Origin of the sequence: Corynebacterium halotolerans YIM 70093 = DSM 44683, assembly GCF_000341345.1 — a bacterium.
Classification (GTDB): domain Bacteria; phylum Actinomycetota; class Actinomycetes; order Mycobacteriales; family Mycobacteriaceae; genus Corynebacterium; species Corynebacterium halotolerans.
Window position 1 is genome coordinate 591,119 of record NC_020302.1, and the last position, 18,179, is coordinate 609,297.

An 18,179-nucleotide genomic window follows, 5' to 3' on the forward strand; every position below is an offset into this window, starting at 1 on the left:
CCGCATGCTCGGCCTCGATGTCGACCGCATCGTCGAACCGCTCGCCTACGCGGAACGGGAACCGGCACCACCGCTGCCGCAGGGCGGCCTGAGTGCGGAGGCGGTGCCACCGGCGCACCGGCCCGGGCCCGTGCCGCTGATGCGTGTTCTCATGCCGGTGGTGATGATCGCCGCCATGGCCGCACTCGTCGGCCTGATGCTGCTCTCGGGCGGGGCGGCCAGCCCGATGATGCTCATTTTCCAACAGGTGTAGTTGTGGGTATTGTTAGAAAGTGGGAAAAGGGGTGGTTACCAGCGGAAATAGAAATATCCCCGCCCCAGGACTTCCGGGGGCGGGGGTATGTGACGAGATTGGCCCTCTACTGGGTGGGGGGCTTCACCAGGTCTTTCGAATAGTGTGCCAAATACCTCTGGAGTTTTTCATAGTCTGCACGATAAGCGGCACTTTTGACTTCCTCCGGTTGGAATTTTAGACCCACTCCTAGAGCGGAATTCTCACGCGGATGTTTGACTAGGGACTCATAAATTTTGGGCCAAACCTTTTGTGTGACTTCCTGACTCCGGGGAGTTGTCAGAAAAGCGTTCTCGCAACATAGCCGGGTGGACCCCAAGGCAATATCAACTAGAGAGTTGAAGTTAGAGGAACTGGCCGAGGTGTAGGAGTAATGGATAATTCTGGGGAAACCGATTTCGCTTTCCCCGTACTTAATCTGCCCCTGAGCCATCCTCTCAACTTCGGAGTAGGCCCAAGACTCATCTACCCGGTCCATGCATACCGCTCCATAAGTAGATTCCTGATCCAGTATTGAATTAGAAAACTCTCGGATGAGATTCTGGAGCGGCCATACATCGGCATTCCGAGGGTTTTTATCTCTTATTTTGTGATGGATCAAGGTCACCATGACCTTAATCCCAATTTTGTTTATTAGGTCGAGAACCTCGGATTTAGCGTCATTCCAAGCCTCTCTCTCAATGTGGTCGGGCCTTGTATTGGTAGTGAACTTTAATTGGTCACCATTACGAAAGCCGTACTTTCGCCGGATATGGAAAACGCCCTCATACCCTTGCACCAGTTGATCTGCCGTGGCGACCACACCGCCCAAGTAGAAGAATTTATTCTGTTGCGGAGATTTTCCTGATTCATCAATATGAAATGTGTACAACCTGTTCCTTTCCTGTGGGTGATACAGGTAAGGGTACTACCTGGTACGGAGGAACATACGGCGGCCTATCTGGTCCAGGTCCTCCCCGCCGTCATCCTCTCCACCGCCCGGCCAGGGTCCGCGGTCCACCGCCCGGCGACGGGGGACCTCCGGCTCCCGGCTCTCGGTGACATACACCGCGTCCGCCGTGGCTCCGGTGGCCCGGTCCACCCGGCGGGCCAGTTCATCCTCCGCCGGGCGCGCCGGGGTCCGGCCGTAGATACGCGCGCCGGTCTCGGAGAGGGTCTCCCTACCGGAGCCGGGGAGCGGGTAATCGGTGACCGGGCCGCGGCCTTTCCGCCGTTCCTCCATTTCCTCCCGGCGGCGGTCCTCCGCCTCCATGTCGGCGCGGAGCTGGGCTAGTTCCTCTGGTGTGGGTGTCATGCTGATTTCCTTTCGGAGTGGTCAGGGCCGGGACGCTGACCGTCATGGACCTGGCTCCAGTAGTTGGTGAGTATGTCCCGGCGCTGGGCACTCCGGCGCTGGGCGTAGACCTCCGGGAACTCCCGGAGTGCCCTGGTGGAGAACGAAAGGAAGTGGCCGGGGGAGCCGCTGGCCCGCGGGAGGTACAGCCGTCTCAGCTCTCCACCGCTGCCCATTGCACCCAGGGGCACGTGGGGAACTGTTTTCAACAGCGCCATGGTCCGGGTGGCGTGGGGTACTCCGGGGTACCCGGCCAGGCGGCGGGCCAGACGGGTGGAGCTTTCGACCTCCCCGGTGGCCAGTTCCTTGCCCGCGGCGGTAGTGATTGCCCGCATGGTGCGCCGGTGCTTGGCCAGCGCGGTATGACGTTCACCCGGTCCCAGCCGGGACCACCGCTCCAGGTCCTCCACGTCCTCACGCGCTGGCCGGTAACCCAGCGACATGAACAACATGGCCCGCTCCCACGTCCCCGCCGGGTGGACGGGGTAGCGGGCCGGGTCCGGCTCTCCGTCACAGAGGTGGCGGTCCAGGTGTAGCGGGTCAAAGGTGTCCACGTGCCCTGTCCACTTCGTGACTCCGGGGTCACGGCCAGGTTTCGCCATGGTCTAGACCCGCTCCCGGTCCAGGTACACCGCCAGGGCCTGGTCCGGGCTGGAGTAACCGGCGGCGCGGTAGAGCGGACCCTCCACGTGGGGCAGACGCTCCGGGACGCGGCCATTCTGGAGGGAGCGGCCCAGGCGGGCGGACAGGTCCTCATTTTTGGAAATTGCCCAGGCCGTCACGGCCTCCCGGACGCTCCAGCGGCGCATGTACTCGTCCGCGTCTGCTCCCAGCGGGTCCGCCAGCGGCGCGAACTTACCCCGGCCCTGGAGGATGACCCCGGCCATGCCGCCGGTACCGCCCATGGCCATGGCCACGTTGGTCTCCCAGTCCATCCAGATAGCGGCCGGGTCCGCCATGATGTTGCCAAACTGGTCCTCCGGGAACTCCGGTCCGCCGGGGCGGTGGGGGTCCGTGGGGCGGCCCGCGGCCATGGTTTTGAACAGCGCGGACCAGGCGGTGGAGTTACGCACGTCCATGAGCGCGGCCCAGGCGGCGGCGGTGGCGCGGTAAGCGTCGATATGGGCGGACGGAGTGCTCTGGCCGTCGATCAGGCGGCGGGCGATATTCTCCGGGCGCGCGTTAATGTCTGTGAGCAACCACTCCCGGCCCGCCGCGGGGAGGGTCTCCAGCGTCTCCTGGGCCGCGGCGGCCATGTTCTCCATGGCGTAGGTGACGGACTCCCGGCACGCCTCCACCAGGGCGGTGGTGGCCCACTCCGGGCGGTCCAGGTCCGCGACCAGGGCGGCGTGGGCGGCCTTACGTGCGGCGGCGTATCGCTGGGCCTCCGGGCGAGCCACGGCGTGGGTGGTCCACCCGGCGCGGCTATCGTCCGGCACGGAGACCGTGTGGCGCTCCCGGACTGCCGGGGCGGTGATCTTTTTCGTGAGCGTGTCCAGCTTTACCTCCCCGCGTGCCCAGCGCCGTGCCGTATCCGCCACGGACTCCACGGCGGGCGCGGCCAGGGCGGAGGAAAGTTCCTGGAGCTTATCGGCCACGGCTTGGTCTGCCTCTACCATGGCCGGGCCGTGGGGCGGGATGACGGAGACGGCGGCCAGGGAGGTGGCCACGGCGGCGTGGCGGTCCTGGAATGGGGTCAGGGAGGGCGTGGTGCTGGTCATCGTAGGGTGTCCTTACAGGTCAGGGGATGGGAACACAACTGACGCTAATTTGACCCCCCGTGTTTGTCGATTTCCCGGCCAGGATGTAGGGGTAGCGGACGGTTACGGTTTTGCCTGGTGAATGGGTACGGGTACTGCGGTCCACCTCTAAGGATGGTCTGGGGAGGGCGGTAAATTCCACCCCCGTCAACTACACCCATACGGGGGTAGTGTGGCTGGTGGGTTGTGACGTTGAGCACGGCCTCCCGGGCGGCCCGTTTCCCGGCCTGGCCTGGTCTCCCGGCCACCGCCGTGGGGATGACCTCGGAGACCGGCTCCCGGCCCGGCTGGGGCGCGCCGGGGGCCACGTATCTCCCCGTCTGGCGGATGGAGGGGATGACCTCCGAGGTGACCCAGCGGCGGAACTCACGGGCCTGGGGCTTACGGGAGTCCAGCACCACGTCATAGAGGCCGGACTCATTGACGGCGGTAACGTGGCGGCGCTGGCTACCGTCATTAATAATGACGGTAGATACATATTCGCTGGCCAGGCGGGATTTCACCTGGCGGGGGTTGCTCATTTCCAGCACCCGGCACACGTCTGCCAGGACAAACCACGGCGCGCCGTCGATGGTGAACGTCCGCACGTCCTGGCCGTGGAAATTGAACGGGACGGGCTGGGGGGTCTCCGCCGCGGGGGCGGGTATCGCCTGGCACGTCTGGCGAACTACCGCCCCGGTGGGGGTCCCTTATGCATAAGAAACGGCCCTTATACATGGGTCTATGCACTCTGACCAGGGGGATTTACGTAGTACCAGCCAGGGGAAATGTATTACGAGACATCGAAATGTGAATACTCGGAGGGGGGATGAGGGGTCCGCGGGGGAGGTACCCCCCACCCTGTGCTCCCGGCCAGTGTGTCATACGCGGGCCGGGTAGTGCATAAACCACGTTCCCGTGGATAGAGAGCGCGGGAAATTCCGTTGTCCACGTTTCGCTGGTCCTGTCGCTGGTGTTGTCCATGTCCGCTCCAGCGCGTCCGTTTCCACGTCCAGCGCGTCTGCCAGCGGCCTCTCACGGCTCCGCCGGACACTTACTCCAGTCGATGGTCTCGGACGCTCTCCGTGGCGCGTGGCGCGTCGATGGTCCCCGGCGCTCCCGGCTGGTGTCTCACTGGGTCCCGGCGCGGTAGTGAGACGTAGTGAGACATGGCTCCCTGGCGCACAGCGGGGGGGGGGTGACACCAGGGTGGACAGGGTGGACAAGGGTGACAGGCATGTCCACCCCTCATACTCCCAGATAGTGGGTGGTTTCTAGGCTAAGGGTGGACAGGGTGGACAAACGGGCACACCTCCGCCCGGCCGCCTATCTCTCCGGGTGGACCTTATAAAATAGATAGATATTCGGGTTAAACACATAGAAATGTCCATCCGCGCCCCGCGGGGTGTCATTTTGTCCACCCTGTCCACCCTTGTGGTGAAAACAGGCCATGAGCTGGGAAAACAAAGGGTGGACGTAGGTGTCACCCTTGTCCACCCTTGTCACCCTTGTGTCACCCTGGGCCGGGAGTCCTACGCGGTAAGCCGGAGGCGGTGGCCGCGGGCCACTTCCTCCACTTCCACGCGGGGGTCATCCTCCAGCGTCTGCCGGACTTTATCCCGGTGGTCATTGGTCCACCGCCGTCCCGGCCCGTTAGACCGGACCAGCGACCATTTCACCCAGCCCTCCGGGTCTCGGTGCTGGGGGTCCAGGGCGCGGAGCCACTCCACCACCCGGTCCAGGTCCGCGTCCATCTTCTGGGCGCGGGCTTCATCCTCCCGGCTGGCCGCCTCCGCCAGTTTCGCCACCACGGCCTCCCGCTCACGCGCCCCGTGGTCCTTACGCCACTGGCGGATAACGGCGCGGTGGTTGGCCATGACGTACCCGGCCAGGTGCCACCACTCCATGGTCACCTCCGCCTCCCCGGAGGCTATCGCCATGAGCGTGGCCACCTTTCGACGGCGGAGACCCTCATGGGCCGTGAGTTCATCACGGTCACCTCCGAGACCCAGCCGCGCGTCCTCCAGCAGGTTCAGGACCTCCGGGGCGGTGGGGAACGGGACCAGGCCGTCCGCCCGGCGGATACGGGGGAAGTGGTCCGGGTTCACGATGACCACCGGCTCCGGGTCCGCGTGACGGTCCTCCAGTAGCCCCGCGTCCCGCTGGCGCTTCCATTCCTGGCGCGCCGCCACCGGGAGCCAGGGCCGGGCCAGCAATAGCCGGGCCGTGAGTCCGGTGTCCAGCGCGTCACCGGTCATGAGAGGCCCCACCACGGGGTCCTGGGCCTCCAGCTGGACACACCCCCGTCCCGTGTGGGCGGCCAGCTGCCAGAAACGGGATTCCTCACTGTTTCCGGCTCCCTGTTCCTCTCCCATGAACATGCCGTTAAGGGCTGCGAAATGGGTAGAGCTTTCAGACTTGGCCAGGTTAATGAGCTTGGACGCTTCGGAGTCGATGAAACGGACGTGAGGCGGTTTCCAGTCATCCGGTTGTTCACCCTTTCCCCTCCAGGTGAATACCTTTCCCATGCCCTGGCCGGACCAGCCGTTAATGCTGGTGATTTCCACCTCCCCGCGGAAGTCATGGGCCACCAGTTTCCGGCCCAGCTTGGACGTGGTGCCCTTACCCTCACTGGACCCGGCCAGGAGCATGGTGAACAGATTGAGCGACACGTCAGACGGTGAGGCCAGAATGTACTGGGGAGGCACACGGAGGGCCACCTCCGAAAGGACCACCAGCAACAGGGCGTAGGGGTCCGCGGCTCTAAGCCAGGCCAGCCGCTTAACCTCTCCCAGCCAGGGGCGCGCCTCCCATAGCTCCGAGTCATCCAGGCCCGTGTCCACGGCGCGGAGGTTCGCGGCCGCGGCCTGGTGAGCCTGGAGAGTCTCCAGCCCGCGCTCCCACTTCTCTGCCCAGCCCTCCGGCCAGGTGGTGGGGTCCACGTCCGCCGGGTCCAGAAACTGGCCGCTGACCATGTTCAGGTCATCCATGGCCGCGCCCGTATCGCCGCCGTGCTCCAGGGCGGCGTATGCGTCCAGCTTGGAATAGCCACCCTGGCCGGTATCGCGGACCGGGGCCAGCGGGGCGGCGTTGTCGCTGAACACTTTGAGGACGTTTCCCATGTCCGCGGTACAGGTGTAGGTCTCATGGGCGGTGGCGGACTTGGACCCGTCCGACTTACCGGGCCGGGTCCAGTTCTCGCACCCGCACCGGGCCAGGGTGGTGGTCAGCTCCCAGCCGTGAGGCTCCAGGATTTCAGACCACGGCGTGGCCTCCGTCCATTCGTCAATGGCCCCGCCGCGCCCGGCGACGTGCTCCAGGTAGTGCTGGCTACGCTCACGGACACGCGCCCGGTCCTGGGCCTGTTTCTCCCTGGCGCGGACCACGGTGGTGACCACGCCAGGGGTCCCGGCGCGGTTGTGCTGGACCTCCCCGGTGACGGTGTAGGTGGGGTGAGCCGGGTCCGCCGCGTCCGTCCTCACGGAGCCGGGGAGCAACACGTAATGCCCGCCCGTCTTAGCCGTGGCGGTGGCGGTGGGTTCATCATCCCCCGCGCCGGGCGCGGCCAGGTCCATTTCCGGCACCTCTCGGAGGTCTACGTCTGCCACCGTCCACCAGTGCCCACCGCCGTGGTGGCCGTCCTGGGTGCCGGGGGTGGCCACGGTGGGGGCCGGGAGCGCGGCTCCGCGGGCGACGCTACGCCACCAGGCGCGGTACGCCTCCACCTCCGCGGGGGTGTCCGCGTCGATGACCACCAGGCCGCTGGCTCCCAGCCACACACCCAGGTTCATGCCCTGGGTATACATGGCGGCCAACGTCTCCGGGTCCGTGGTGCCGTGTCGGAAACCACCCTTACCGGTGGCGGGGAGTTTCGCCCCAGCCTGGACCGGGAACACGTACAGGCCCAACCGCTGGAGACGCGCCGCCCACGCCAGGACCGTCTCACGGTCGGCCTGATCTACCCGCGGGGCCTCACGGAGTACGTCCTGGAGGGCGGCGGCGCGGTCGGCGGCGGAGCTGGTGGGACCACTGTGCTGGTACGGGGTGGGGGTATGGGATACCATGGGGGTGTCCTTTCTGGGATGGGGTGAAAGTTCCTCCGCCAGTCCGGCGTGGTCCTCCGGGGACCGGACTGGTGGGGGACTTTCTCATGTGTGAGGTACTGGCGGCGGTTCCGGGACGGGTCATCCGCGGCCCTCTATGTTCCGGCGGAGATTCCGCCTCACGTCCGCAGCTCCAGCGTTCCGGCGTGCGTTAGCCCGGAGAGCGCGGCGGGTAACTATGCCGTCCGGCGTGTTGGTCTCTGCCCAGCGGGCCATGGACTCCGGCACCCGCGGCGCTACCTCTCCCGGCCGGGACTGACTTTCCAGGGCGCGGAAACCGTCCGCCGTGTGTCCGGCGGGGTGCTTATCGTTCGCGGTCATCGGGCACCCCCGGCGCGGATAACGGCCACCACGCGGTCCAGCCGTTCCTGGGAGAGCGGCGGGGCCTGGGCAACCACTCCGGCGGCGTAGGCGGAGATACGGGCGGCCAGGCGGTCCTCCGGGACGGAGGCGGGCGGGGCCGGGGTCATCGTCGCGGTGGAAGTCATCGGAGGACCTCCCCACGGAGAGCGGTGGTGAGGATAGCCACGTGGCCCTCGGAGAGGCCGGGGCCGTCCCCCAGGACCTTACGGGCGTAGTTCAGTATCCGGGCCGTGGCCAGGTCCTGCTCCAGGTCCGTGTGGTCCTGGCTGGGGTAGTGACGGCGAGCGGCGGTGAGTCTGCCGGAGGCCCTGGCCGTGTCCATCACGTCGAAATAGGTCGGTGACATGAGTGTTTCCTGTTCACTCTGGACCTCCGCCGTGCCCTTACGGGAGGGCGGAGGTCCGGGCGTACGGCCAACTCATGTACGGAAAACAGGAAAACAGGAAAACAGGAACGGGACCGCTGGCCGGGTCCAATTTGCCGCTATCGGAGCAGCTATTTAGACCCTAGGACCTTAACTAGTTCCGATACCAGCAACGACAAATGACCTGGGATAATCCCCAGGTCATCCGCAGTACCCCTAGTACCCCATATGTCAATAGGCCACCCCGTCCGGGGGGGGGTCTACACTTTCCAGTTGAACTGGATTGACTCCGGCCCGGCGGGCAGGCCCCGGCCCACCGGGAGGATGACCACCTCCACCAGCGCGTCCAGGACGGCGCGGCGGCGCTCTAGGTCGGCGGAGTCCCAGTAATCCCTAGGGGAGGTCACCCCGTCCAGCTGGGCTAGGACTCCGGTGGTGTCGGCGGCCTCCAGGCGCTCATTCAGTTCCTCCAGGCGCGCCATGAGGCCAGCGTTAGCGGCGGTCATCTGTGCCACGGTCATGGCCCCGGCCCCTACGGCCTCCGCCAGGTCTGCCATGGCCTGGCGTACCGTGTCCCGCTCCGTCACCAGCTCCGCGGTGTCCTGGCCCTTGGACCGCGCCAGGGCCTGTTGAATGTCGCCTTTCTCCAGGCGGGCCACGATGACCTCCCGGACGGTCCGGTCCGTAAGTTCCACGTTCCGGCCCGTGTGGCTGGCCCCGGCTGGGCCGTGATCGGAGTGGGAGTATTTGCACACGTAGACCGTGGCGTGTCCGTTCTTCCGGCGCTGTTTCGAGGTGACCATACGACCGTCCGGGCACCCCTGGCCACCGCACTTGAATAGGCCGGACCCCAGGTACTTGGCCCCGCGGCCCTTTCGTCCGTTGGTCCTCCGCGCCGGATTGGTCAACAGGGCCACCAGGGCGTGGTGCTGGGAGGGGGTGATGATCGCGGGCCACTGGGCCTCTACGTCCGGGAATAGTTCGCCCTTGTAACTGACCAGGCCCGCTATAGCCGGGGACAACAAGGTGTTTCGGAGCGTGGTGGTCTGCCACAGGTTCCGGCCCCGCTCCGCTCCGTCTGATTTCCGTTTCCGGGACGGGGTGAACAGGCCGCGCTCATTCAATCTGGCGGCCTGGGAGCGCACACTGGACCCGGACAGGATGGCCTCCACGGCCTCACGGAGCGCCGGGGCCTCCACGGGGTCTAGTTCGCGGTGGTCCTTGGAATAACCGAACTTTCGGATACCGCCGGGAGGGCGGCCAGCCGTGGCCCGTTGCCGGGCGGCGGCGGAGATACGGGCGGCCTTAATGTCGCTCTCGTAACTGGAAATGAGGGCGGTGAAACGGGCCACGAACTTCCCGCCCGCGGTCTCCAGGTCCGCCTCCCCGCCCTGGACCGTGATTATCCGGACCTTGGATTTCGTGGCGGCCACCAGTAACCGCTCATTGTCCTCCGTGTTCCGGGCCAGACGGTCCACGGCCCACGCCAGCACCACGTCCACCCGCCCCATGGCCATGTCTGCCATGAGGGCGGAGAAACCTGGCCGGTCCTTTCCCGTGTACGCGGAAATGTTGTTGTCCTGGTGGACGGCCACCACGTCCAGGCCGCGGGCGGCGGCCAACTCCCGGCACTCTGCTATCTGCCGGGCCACACCCGCGCCGTCCTGGCGGTCCTCCGATATGCGCGCATATATGGCGGCGCGCCCGCCGTGATCTGTGGTCATGGCCTGAAACTACCAAAGTGCCATGAGTTGATTCCCGCTGATGATGGGCATGTCGATGCTCATGATGTTCTCCCCGCCCCAGGGGCGGGACGTGGACGAAACCCGCCGGACCTACCTGCGGCACCTGGCCGTCCTGCGGGAGAAGGCCCTGGTCAACGCCGCCGCCCAGCGGGCGCACGAGCTCCACCGCCACCCGGAGCCGACCGACCTGTGGGCGGGCGTCGACAGCCGCCGCCTGTGGGAGCGCGGCGCCGACGACCCGGACGCCCTCGAGGTGCGCATCGGGCTCGGCGACGCCCCGCTGTGCACGCCGGTGCAGGTCCCGGATCCGGGGGCGCCGGAGGAGCTCGACCCGGTGTGCGCGGTCAGCCTGCGCCGCATCGTACGCGCCGTCGGCACGCTGCCGGACATGCCCGTGGTGGTGCAGCTGCAGGCCTTCCGTTTCCTCGGCGTCTCCGGCCCGGGCGCCGGCGACCTGGCGCGCGCCCTGGTCGCCCAGCTGGTCACCGCCCACGGTCCCGAGACACTCGGCCTGCAGGTGATGGGGGAGGGCTGGGACTGGGTGAAGTGGCTGCCGCACACCCGCGCCCCGGAGCAGGCCGCCCACCGCATCCTCATCGTCGACGACGTGGTCACCACCGGCACCGAGGCCTTTCTCGACGATCCGACCTGGACGACGATCATCGACGTCGGCTCCCGTTCGACGACGGCGCTCGGGCTGCGCGCGGAGCAGGAGGGCCTGGCGCTCGGCGCCGGGGCGGATCTGAGCGTCCACACCGCCGCCGGGGTGGAGATCCTCGGCCGACCCGACCGCCTGCGCACCGAGGACGTCGTGGTGCTCGCCCGGGCGCTGACCCGCTACCGACGTCCCGACACCGGCGCCGGTTCCGCCGGGTCCGGGGATCTGCTCAGCCTGCTCGGCATCGCCGACATCGACCAACTGACGGCCGGGACCATGTGGCCGGGCCGGGAGCAGTCCCGCCAACGCCTGGCCGTCCCGGTCGGGACCACGCCCCAGGGTGCGCCGGTGCGCCTGGACCTGAAGGAGTCCGCCCACGGTGGCATGGGCCCGCACGGGCTGTGCATCGGGGCGACGGGCAGTGGAAAATCCGAGCTCCTGCGCACGCTGGTCGTCTCACTGGCGGCCACCCACAGCCCCGACGAACTCAACCTCGTGCTCGTCGACTTCAAGGGCGGCGCCACCTTTCTCGGCCTGGAGTCGCTGCCGCACACCTCCGCGGTGATCACCAACCTCGCCGACGAATCCATCCTGGTCGAGCGCATGTACGACGCCATCAGCGGGGAGATGACACGTCGGCAGGAGGCGCTGCGGGCGGCCGGCAACTTCGCCAACGTCACCGACTACACCAACGCCCGACTGAACGGCCGCGACGACCTGGCGCCACTGCCCGCCCTGCTGATCGTCGTCGACGAGTTCTCCGAACTGCTCGGCACCCACCCCGACTTCGCCGACCTCTTCGTCGCCGTCGGACGCCTCGGGCGCTCCCTGCACGTCCACCTGCTGCTGGCCAGCCAGCGACTCGAGGAGGGCCGCCTGCGCGGCCTGGACTCCCACCTGTCCTACCGCATCGGCCTGAAGACCTTCTCGGCCGCCGAATCCCGCCAGGTCCTCGGCGTCGTCGACGCCCACCACCTGCCCGCCCAGCCCGGCGCCGGCTACCTCAAGCACGACGCCGACGACATCACCCGCTTCCAGGCCTCCTACGTCTCCGGGCCGCTGCCGCGCCGGGACGTCGCCGCCGCCCCGGGGCAGGGGAGGGTGTCGCTGTTCACCGGGTGGGACCAGTTCGACACCGCCGAGACACCCACCCGGCTGGACGAGTCGACGACACTGCTCGACGCCGTCGTCGACGCCGCCCGCGTCACCGCCGACGTCCGCGGGCAGCGCGCCCACCGCATCTGGCTGCCGCCGCTGCCCGAGGTCATCGAGCTGGCCGGGGTGGCCGAGGACGTCGGTGAGCTGAAGGCCGTGGTCGGCATCATTGACCGGCCCTTCCATCAGCGCCAGGATCCGCTGGTGGTGGACCTGGCCACCGGCGGCGGTCACGTCGCGGTGTGCGGCGGGCCCCAGACCGGCAAGTCCACCGCCCTGCGCACGATCGTCGCCTCGCTGGCGGCCACCCACGACACCGCCAACGTGCGCTTCTACGTCCTCGACCTCGGCGGCGGGGTGCTCGGCACGCTCGACCGGCTGCCCCACGTGGCCGGGGTGGCGGGCCGGGCGGAGCCGGAACGGATGCGGCGTATCGTCGACGAGGTCACCGGCCTGGTGGAGGAACCGGAGCAGCGCCACACCTTCCTCGTCGTCGACGGTTGGCACGCCGTGGTCGCGGACTTCGAGGACCTGGTCGATCCGGTCACCCGCCTGGCCGCCGACGGCCCGTCGGCGCGCGTGCACCTGATCATCTCGACGCCGCGCTGGACGGTCCTGCGCCCGGCCGTGCGCGACCTGATCACCCACCGCCTCGAGCTCAAGCTCGGAGAGGCGATGGACTCCCTGATCGACCGCAAGGCGCAGCAGAAACTCCCCGCCCTACCCGGCCGCGGGCTCACCGGCGACGGCGGCACCATGCTCATCGCGCTCAGCTCCACCCAGGATCTCGCGCACATCACCGCCACCGCCCACGACGCCGGCCAGGCACCCGTCCCGCGCCTGCGTGTCCTGCCCGGACACATCGACGCCGCCGAACTGGCGGAACCGGAATCCGGGGTGCCGTTCGCCGTGGGCGGCCCCCGGCTGGAGACCCTGGCCTGGGACAGCCCCCACCTGGTGTGCATCGGCGGGCAGGGCTCCGGCAAGTCCACGCTGCTGCACACGCTGACCGCCGGCATCGCCCGGCTGGGCCGGGACCACGCCCGCCTGGTCGTCATCGACCACCGACGCGCCCTGCTGGGCCGACTCGACGAAGCCATGGTCGCCGCCTACTCGGCGACCACCACCGCCACGGAGAAGGTGCTCGACGACACCGTGACGACCCTGACGGCGCGCCTGCCCGGCCCGGAGATCACCCCGGAGCAGCTCGCCGCCCGCTCCTGGTGGTCCGGCCCCGACATCCACCTGGTCATCGACGATCTCGACCTGGTGCCCGAGCCGTCCCTGCACCGGTTGACCGAACTGCTGCCGCACGCCCGCGACATCGGGCTCCACCTCGTGCTGGCGCGCAAATCCGGCGGCATCGGCCGCGCCATGTTCTCCCCGTTCCTGTCGGCCGTGCGCGACCAGACCCCCGCCGTGCTGCTGCTCGACGCCGACCGGGAGGAAGGGACCGTCTTCGGCATCAGACCCGTCGCCCAGCCACCCGGGCGGGGCACCTGGCAGGTCCGCGGTGAGACCGTCGGCATCTGTCAGGTGGCGGTCACCGGACCGGCCGCAGCGGGAGGGGAGGAGTAGACCATGAGCTCACCCGCGACCCCGCCGACCGTCGAGAACGGTTCCGCCGCACCCGACACCCTGACCATCACGGTGCTCGACACCGCCACCATCTTCGAGGGTCCCGACACCGTCTACCGTTACGACCTGCCCGGCACCGGCGTCACCGAGGGCTGGGCACTGGCCGCCGTCATCGACCAGGCCAAGGAACTGTGCAGCCTGCACTGGCCCGAGGTCGAGATCATCATCGACGCCGATGAACCCACCACCGAACTGCTCACCCGCACCCTGCTGAACAAGGGCGTGGCCGCCTACCCCACCGAGGCGCTGCGCGAGACCGCCCTGCCCACCGAACCCCAGGACCACGAGGTCGAGATCGCCCGCCCCACCACGGGCGGGCGCCACCGCTTCCACGGCGGCGGACTCGCCGCCCGGCTCGGCCTGCACCCCTTCCACCTGGCGATCGTCGCCGTCATCGTCGCGGTCGGGGCCGTGAGCTGGTGGGCCATCGACAACCAGTCGGGCAGGCCCGCGCCGGGACAGGATCCGGACGCGGTGATCGCCGCCCACCCCGGACCGGGGGAACGGGCGGGGGAGGCGGCGGCCGCCGAAGATCCCACCGCGCCGGACCCCGCACCGGGCGGCGAGGAGCCCGACGACGCGGCCGAGCCCTCCGCCGGGGTGGTGCTCGAGCACTCCGGCCTGCGGCTGGCGGCCCCGGTCGGCTTCCACGTCGACAACCGCGGTGACGCCCTGCTGGCCACCGGCGACGACCCCGACCTACGCATCCACCTGGCCGCCGATCCCGTCCACAACGTCCCCGCCGAGGCCGTGCACCGGGAGATCGAGACGATGGTCGCCGAGGACCCCACCCTCGACGGGTTCCACCGCGACGAGGACCCCGGACGCGGCGACGAGGTGCTGGTCTACCAGGAACTTCCCGGCGACGGCTCCGAGGTCGCCTGGTCCACCTGGGTGGCGGCCGGGCACCAGTTCAGCGTCGGCTGCCACACCCGGACCACCCCGACACTGCCGCAGCAGGCCGCCTGCCGCATGGCCGTGGAGAGCCTGTCCATGACGGGATGAGCCGACTGGATTGTCCCGCACCGGGAACCGCCGGGGGTCGTCGGCAGTCCAAGAAGGTGAGAAGGCCGGAACCGGCTTTTTCGGGGGAGTGCCGGGGAGACGCCCCGGCGCCGTGAAACCACACTTCATTCGAGGAGGGGCGAACACGAATGTCTCAACTGTTCAGGACCGAAGCCGATGTCATGGTGGCCACCGCCGGCCGCGTGGACGACACCAACGACCAGGTGCAGGGCGAGCTGAGCCGGCTGCAGGGCGTCGTCGACGGCGTCCGCGCCAGCTGGGCGGGCTCGGCGCAGGTCAGTTTCGACAATCTCATGCAGCGGTGGAACACCTCCGCGCGTGAACTCCGGGAGGCGCTGCTGAGCATCTCGGAGAACATCCGCCACAACGCCCGCAGTTTCGAGGGCATGGAGGCGCAGAACGCACAGGCCTTCAACGCCGTCGGCGGCCAGGGCCTGGCCCTCTAGGCCCTCCAGCCGGTCGCGGAATCCGTCCGGCCACACCAACACACCAGAACAAGGAGCACGACATGGACGCAATCAAGTACCAGTTCGGCGCCATCCAGGCCGCCGCCGGCGACATCAACGCCACCTCGGGCCGCATCAACGGTCTGCTCGACGACCTCAAGTCCCAGCTGCAGCCGATGGTCGCGACCTGGGAGGGCGATTCCGCCTCGGCGTACGCCGCCGCGCAGGCCAAGTGGGACAACGCCGCCGCCGAGCTCAACGTCATCCTGTCCACCATCTCCCGGACCGTCCAGCAAGGCAACGACCGCATGAGCGACGTCAACCGCATGGCCGCCGCCAGCTGGGGCTGATGCCACACGGGTCACCCTTCCGGGCCACCGCGCGGCGGTGAGGCCCCCGGCACGGAACCCATGTCCCCGACACGGTGAGCCTGTGTCGGCGGGGCGGACGCACCGTGCCGGACGGCCGCGGCTTGGGCTGGCCGCCCACCGCCGGTGGCACCCGGTACCTGCTTTCCCGCCCGCACCAGGAGCTTTCCCTGGTGCGGGCGGTTTTGGTCGTGGGGCTCCGGTGCAGTAGAATTGCGACGTTGTGTGTGTATTCCGGTGATCGTTGCCGGATAGCCGCGCTCTTGGGTCTCCACCGGCCGCCGAGGGTGCATCCGTGACCACACGCCGCTGGCCGGCAGCCCCCAGACAGACTTTCAAGGAGTCATTAGTGTCTACTTACCACCCGAAGAGCGGTGACATCACCCGTAAGTGGTACGTCATCGACGCCACCGACGTGGTGCTGGGCCGACTCGCCACCCACGCCGCAGACCTGCTGCGTGGCAAGGGCAAGCCCCAGTTCGCGCCGAACGTCGACTGCGGCGACCACGTTGTCGTCATCAACGCCGACAAGGTCCACATCTCCTCCAACAAGCGTGAGCGCGAGATGCGCTACCGCCACTCCGGCTACCCGGGTGGTCTGAAGACCATGACCCTGGGTCGCTCGCTCGAGCTGCACCCGGAGCGCGTGGTCGAGGAGGCCATCAAGGGCATGATGCCGCACAACAAGCTCTCCAACTCCTCCGCCAAGAAGCTTCACGTTTTCGCCGGCTCCGAGCACCCCTACGCCGGCCAGAAGCCCGAGACCTACGAGATCAAGCAGGTGGCCCAGTGACCGAACCGAACAACACCGAAGACTTCGCTGCCGACGCCGCGGACATCGCCGCTGCCGCCGCAGCCACCGAGGAGTTCAGCTACACCATCGGTGACGCTGTCGCCCCGGAGGCCGAGGAGCAGGTCGAGGAGACCGCCCCGATCGTTCACGAGGGCCCGATCCAGACCGTCGGCCGTCGTAAGCGCGCCATCGCCCGTGTGCACCTCGTCGCCGGTTCCGGTGAGATCACCTGCAACGGCCGTTCGCTGGAGGACTACTTCCCGAACAAGCTGCACCAGCAGGCGATCCTCTCCCCGCTGAACCTGCTCGAGCGTGAGGGTCAGTTCGCCATCAAGGCCACCATCCACGGTGGCGGCCCGACCGGTCAGGCCGGTGCCCTGCGCCTGGCCATCGCCCGTGCGCTGAACACCTACAACCCGGCTGACCGTGCCGCCCTGAAGAAGGCCGGCTACCTCACCCGTGACGCCCGCGCCGTCGAGCGTAAGAAGGCCGGTCTGCACAAGGCACGTCGTGCCCCGCAGTACTCCAAGCGCTAAGCTTTCGCTTTCCGCTGCCGCGCATTGCCGTCCCACGTTCCGTGGGGCGGCATTCGCCGTTTCCGGGGTCCTTCCGCGACGTCGACAGGCGGCGGCTGTGCCACGTTCTCCCCGGGGAAAGCCCCCGTGGACGGTTGTTTTCCTTAAACCTTTCTGAATCCGGCCAGCCCCGGGTGGTGGGAAGAACGCCAGGGGTGATAATGGAGGCCATGACTCGACTTTTCGGAACTGACGGCGTTCGCGGCCTGGCGAACAAGGACCTGACCGCACCGTTGGCCATGAAGCTGGGGGCCGCGGCCGCCCACGTGCTCACCGCTGACCGGAAGTCCACGGAACTGCGGCCCACCGCGATCGTCGGACGTGACCCGCGCGTCTCCGGGGAGATGCTCGCGGCCGCCCTGTCCGCCGGCCTGGCCTCACGCGGCGTCGACGTCCTGCGCGTCGGCGTCATCCCGACCCCGGGCGTGGCCTACCTGACCGACGATTACGGCGCCGATCTGGGCGTGATGATCTCGGCCTCCCACAACCCGATGCCCGACAACGGCATCAAGTTCTTCTCCTCGGGCGGGCGCAAGCTGCCCGACACGGTGGAGGACGAGATCGAGGCCGCCATGGTGGAGCTCAACGGCCAGGGGCCGACCGGCACGGGCGTCGGCCGCATCATCGAGGAGTCCCCGGACGCCCAGGATCGCTACCTTGCCCACCTGAGGGAGTCCGCACCGGCCGACCTGACCGGCATCAAAGTTGTCGTGGACACGGCCAACGGCGCAGCCTCCGAGGTCGCCCCGCTGGCCTACGCCGCCGCGGGCGCCGAGGTGGTGGCCATCCACAACAAGCCCAACGCCTACAACATCAACGACAACTGCGGTTCCACCCACATCGAGCAGATCCAGAAGGCCGTCGTCGAGTACGGCGCCGACCTGGGTCTGGCCCACGACGGCGACGCCGACCGCTGTCTGGCGGTGGACGCGGACGGCAACGTCGTCGACGGCGACCAGATCATGGCGATCCTGGCCGTGGGCATGAAGGAGAAGTCGGAGCTGCGCAAGAACACCCTGGTGGCCACCGTCATGAGCAACCTGGGGCTGAAGCTGGCGATGGAGGAGCAGGGCATCGACATCCTCCACACCGCCGTCGGCGACCGCTACGTCCTCGAGGAACTCAACGCCGGCGGTTTCCGCCTCGGCGGCGAGCAGTCCGGCCACATCGTCATGCCGAACCACTCCACCACCGGTGACGGCACGCTCTCCGGTCTCAAGCTCATGGCCCGGATGGCGGAGACCGGCTCGTCCCTGGCCGAGCTCGCCCGGGTCATGACGGTCCTGCCGCAGGTGCTCATCAACGTGCCCGTCCCGGACAAGAGCGCCGTCATGGGCGACGATCGTGTCGCCGCGGCGATGGCGGAGGCCGAGACCGAACTCGGCCACACCGGCCGGGTGCTGCTGCGCCCCTCCGGCACCGAGGCGCTGTTCCGCGTGATGGTCGAGGCCGCCGAGGAGGAGTCCGCCCGCAAGGTGGCGGGCCGTCTCGCCGCCGTCGTGGCCGCCGTGTAGGAGACCCCGGGAACCTCATCCCCCTCCGGCACAGTCCAACAGTGGTGACCGCCGACCCGGACAGGGT

Annotated in this window: 16 protein-coding genes and 1 pseudogene; 8 read left to right on the forward strand and 9 right to left on the reverse strand. The window is 68.2% G+C overall.

The genetic code is table 11. The features are described 5' to 3' along the window. The first annotated feature begins 4 nt into the window (after positions 1 to 4). A complete protein-coding gene (locus tag A605_RS02815; protein ID WP_015399989.1) occupies positions 5 to 253 on the forward strand; it encodes a hypothetical protein in 249 nt (82 codons plus the stop codon). A 106-nt stretch (positions 254 to 359) separates the two neighbouring features. Here A605_RS02815 and A605_RS15230 read toward each other — a convergent pair whose 3' ends face one another. The 9 genes from A605_RS15230 to A605_RS02850 form a co-directional block, all read right to left on the reverse strand. Continuing rightward, positions 360 to 1,163, reverse strand: coding sequence for a DUF3800 domain-containing protein (locus tag A605_RS15230; RefSeq protein WP_149029371.1), 804 nt, complete (start codon positions 1,161 to 1,163; stop codon positions 360 to 362). A gap of 36 nt (positions 1,164 to 1,199) precedes the next feature. Then, positions 1,200 to 1,586, reverse strand: a complete 387-nt coding sequence (locus A605_RS02820) for a hypothetical protein (protein ID WP_015399990.1) — start codon at positions 1,584 to 1,586, stop codon at positions 1,200 to 1,202. Next, positions 1,583 to 2,179 carry a hypothetical protein gene (locus A605_RS02825; RefSeq protein WP_015399991.1) on the reverse strand — a complete coding sequence of 199 codons (597 nt, stop codon included), beginning with the start codon at positions 2,177 to 2,179 and terminating at the stop codon, positions 1,583 to 1,585. Before A605_RS02825 ends, A605_RS02820 begins: the two co-directional genes overlap by 4 nt. Before the next feature lie 51 nt (positions 2,180 to 2,230). Next, entirely contained in the window at positions 2,231 to 3,346 is a 1,116-nt protein-coding gene (locus tag A605_RS02830; RefSeq protein ID WP_015399992.1) for a hypothetical protein, read from the reverse strand. Positions 3,347 to 3,390: 44 nt separating this feature from the next. After that, a complete protein-coding gene (locus A605_RS16005) occupies positions 3,391 to 3,972 on the reverse strand; it encodes a BRO-N domain-containing protein (RefSeq protein WP_015399993.1) in 582 nt (193 codons plus the stop codon). A 924-nt stretch (positions 3,973 to 4,896) separates the two neighbouring features. Beyond that, entirely contained in the window at positions 4,897 to 7,428 is a 2,532-nt protein-coding gene (locus A605_RS15920) for a bifunctional DNA primase/polymerase (RefSeq protein ID WP_015399994.1), read from the reverse strand. 356 nt (positions 7,429 to 7,784) lie between these two features. Continuing rightward, a complete protein-coding gene (locus tag A605_RS15465; RefSeq protein WP_154653281.1) occupies positions 7,785 to 7,955 on the reverse strand; it encodes a hypothetical protein in 171 nt (56 codons plus the stop codon). Then, on the reverse strand, positions 7,952 to 8,176 hold the full coding sequence (locus A605_RS02845) for a hypothetical protein (protein ID WP_015399995.1): 225 nt from the start codon (positions 8,174 to 8,176) through the stop codon (positions 7,952 to 7,954). The genes A605_RS15465 and A605_RS02845 overlap by 4 nt, the downstream gene beginning before the upstream one ends. Positions 8,177 to 8,454: 278 nt before the next feature. After that, positions 8,455 to 9,918, reverse strand: coding sequence for a recombinase family protein (locus A605_RS02850; protein ID WP_015399996.1), 1,464 nt, complete (start codon positions 9,916 to 9,918; stop codon positions 8,455 to 8,457). Positions 9,919 to 9,949: 31 nt separating this feature from the next. Here A605_RS02850 and eccCa point away from each other — a divergent pair. From eccCa to glmM, 7 genes and pseudogenes are all read left to right on the forward strand, one after another. Then, positions 9,950 to 13,330 (forward strand): annotated as a pseudogene (gene eccCa / locus A605_RS02855) (type VII secretion protein EccCa); the annotation flags it as partial. 3 nt (positions 13,331 to 13,333) lie between these two features. After that, complete coding sequence (locus A605_RS02860; protein WP_015399998.1) at positions 13,334 to 14,395, forward strand: type VII secretion-associated protein; 1,062 nt, start codon at positions 13,334 to 13,336, stop codon at positions 14,393 to 14,395. Positions 14,396 to 14,544: 149 nt separating this feature from the next. Further along, positions 14,545 to 14,862, forward strand: coding sequence for a WXG100 family type VII secretion target (locus A605_RS02865; protein ID WP_015399999.1), 318 nt, complete (start codon positions 14,545 to 14,547; stop codon positions 14,860 to 14,862). A gap of 62 nt (positions 14,863 to 14,924) precedes the next feature. Continuing rightward, positions 14,925 to 15,212, forward strand: coding sequence for a WXG100 family type VII secretion target (locus A605_RS02870; protein ID WP_015400000.1), 288 nt, complete (start codon positions 14,925 to 14,927; stop codon positions 15,210 to 15,212). A gap of 367 nt (positions 15,213 to 15,579) precedes the next feature. Beyond that, positions 15,580 to 16,023 (forward strand): 50S ribosomal protein L13, encoded by a 444-nt coding sequence (rplM, locus tag A605_RS02875; protein WP_015400001.1) that lies wholly within the window; start codon positions 15,580 to 15,582, stop codon positions 16,021 to 16,023. Beyond that, positions 16,020 to 16,559, forward strand: a complete 540-nt coding sequence (rpsI, locus tag A605_RS02880; protein WP_015400002.1) for a 30S ribosomal protein S9 — start codon at positions 16,020 to 16,022, stop codon at positions 16,557 to 16,559. Before rplM ends, rpsI begins: the two co-directional genes overlap by 4 nt. A 209-nt stretch (positions 16,560 to 16,768) precedes the next feature. Beyond that, positions 16,769 to 18,112 (forward strand): phosphoglucosamine mutase, encoded by a 1,344-nt coding sequence (gene glmM, locus A605_RS02885; RefSeq protein WP_027004239.1) that lies wholly within the window; start codon positions 16,769 to 16,771, stop codon positions 18,110 to 18,112. Positions 18,113 to 18,179 lie beyond the last annotated feature (67 nt).

Excerpts from the sequence above, each read along its gene's own strand:
- A605_RS15465 (WP_154653281.1), bottom strand. The coding sequence starts at position 7,955 with ATGACTTCCACCGCGACGATGACCCCGGCCCCGCCCGCCTCCGTCCCG.
- A605_RS02870 (WP_015400000.1), top strand. The coding sequence starts at position 14,925 with ATGGACGCAATCAAGTACCAGTTCGGCGCCATCCAGGCCGCCGCCGGC.
- A605_RS02850 (WP_015399996.1), bottom strand. The coding sequence starts at position 9,918 with ATGACCACAGATCACGGCGGGCGCGCCGCCATATATGCGCGCATATCG.
- A605_RS02815 (WP_015399989.1), top strand. The coding sequence starts at position 5 with ATGCTCGGCCTCGATGTCGACCGCATCGTCGAACCGCTCGCCTACGCG.
- A605_RS02860 (WP_015399998.1), top strand. The coding sequence starts at position 13,334 with ATGAGCTCACCCGCGACCCCGCCGACCGTCGAGAACGGTTCCGCCGCA.
- A605_RS02830 (WP_015399992.1), bottom strand. The coding sequence starts at position 3,346 with ATGACCAGCACCACGCCCTCCCTGACCCCATTCCAGGACCGCCACGCC.
- A605_RS02865 (WP_015399999.1), top strand. The coding sequence starts at position 14,545 with ATGTCTCAACTGTTCAGGACCGAAGCCGATGTCATGGTGGCCACCGCC.
- A605_RS02820 (WP_015399990.1), bottom strand. The coding sequence starts at position 1,586 with ATGACACCCACACCAGAGGAACTAGCCCAGCTCCGCGCCGACATGGAG.
- glmM (WP_027004239.1), top strand. The coding sequence starts at position 16,769 with ATGACTCGACTTTTCGGAACTGACGGCGTTCGCGGCCTGGCGAACAAG.
- A605_RS02845 (WP_015399995.1), bottom strand. The coding sequence starts at position 8,176 with ATGTCACCGACCTATTTCGACGTGATGGACACGGCCAGGGCCTCCGGC.
- A605_RS15920 (WP_015399994.1), bottom strand. The coding sequence starts at position 7,428 with ATGGTATCCCATACCCCCACCCCGTACCAGCACAGTGGTCCCACCAGC.